General features: G+C 72.7%; 1 pseudogene. It reads left to right on the top strand.

The window, feature by feature from the left end:
• Positions 1-1,119 (top strand): annotated as a pseudogene (locus tag ABZ914_RS51605) (hypothetical protein); the annotation flags it as partial.
• Positions 1,120-1,201 lie beyond the last annotated feature (82 nt).

Raw genomic sequence — 1,201 nt, 5'->3', positions numbered from 1 at the left:
GCGGCGCCGTCCGCGGCGGCCGAGACCCCGGGCGCGCCCGGCGGTCCGGCGGCCGTCTGGGGCGAGCCGCCCGCGCAGGGAGGCCAGGACGCGTTCCCGCCGGGCGACTTCGGACCCGGCGGGCACGACCGCTTCGGGCAGGGCGGATCCGACCAGTTCGGGCAGCAGCAGTTCGGGCAGGACCAGTTCGGGCAGCAGCAGTTCGGCCAGGAGCAGTTCGGGCAAGAGCAGTTCGGGCAGCAGCAGTTCGGGCAGGGGCCCGGCGAGTTCGGGCACGGCGACCCCGGGGACGACCCCTACGGCGCCCCGATGCCCGGCGGCTACCAGCCGGGCGACGCCGACGGCGCGCCTCCCGGACCGTCCGGCGAGGACGGCCCGTCCGGGCGGCGCCGCAGCCTCCCGCTGATCATCGGCGGCGCGGTCGTCGCCGGGCTGGTCCTCATCGGCGGCGGCGTCGGCGTCGCGTCGATGATGAAGGACGATCCCAAGCCGGAGAAGAAGGCGCCGCCCGCCGCGGCGTCCACCAAGCCGACGGCGCCGGCGACGCCGACCGTCCCGCCGCTGCAGGCGGTGAAGCTGCAGAGCCGCGCCACCGACCCGGTGAAGCTGACCCTGTCGGAGGTGTTCGGCAAGGCGTCGTTCAAGGCGTCGGGCCTCAAGTACGTGCGGACCGCCACGAGCTCCACGACGAAGTGCAACGCCGTCGTCGGCGGCACCGCGCTGGGGAAGGCGCTGAAGAAGGGCGACTGCACGCAGGCGCTGCGTGCCACCTACGCGCTCAGCAGCGGGTCGCTGATCGGCACCATCGGCGTCCTCAACCTCAAGTCCGCCGACGCCGCCAAGCTGGCGGTGAAGGCCGCGTCCGCCAAGGACGCGTTCCTGGTGGCCCTGCCCGGCAAGGGCGTCACCAAGAAGGCGGGCAAGGGCCTCGCGTTCGGCACCTCGCAGGCGCGCGGCCACTACCTCGTCATGACCTGGGTGCAGCGGCCGGACGGCAAGGCGATCGCCGCCAAGTACCATAAGGCGGTCAGCGTCTTCGGCGCCGAGCTGTACAAGGGCAGCGACCTCGCCTTCGCCCTGCACTACAGGGAAACAGAAGGCAAACCCCTCAAGAAATGACCGGTTTGAATACCCTGTCTGCTTATGTCTGGACCTAGAGACACCCGGGAGACCGCCGAGGAGGCGGGGACGGCCGCCGCCC

Source organism: Spirillospora sp. NPDC046719 (assembly GCF_040645715.1).
GTDB lineage: Bacteria > Actinomycetota > Actinomycetes > Streptosporangiales > Streptosporangiaceae > Spirillospora.
This window is presented reverse-complemented; position numbering and strand designations above follow the sequence as displayed.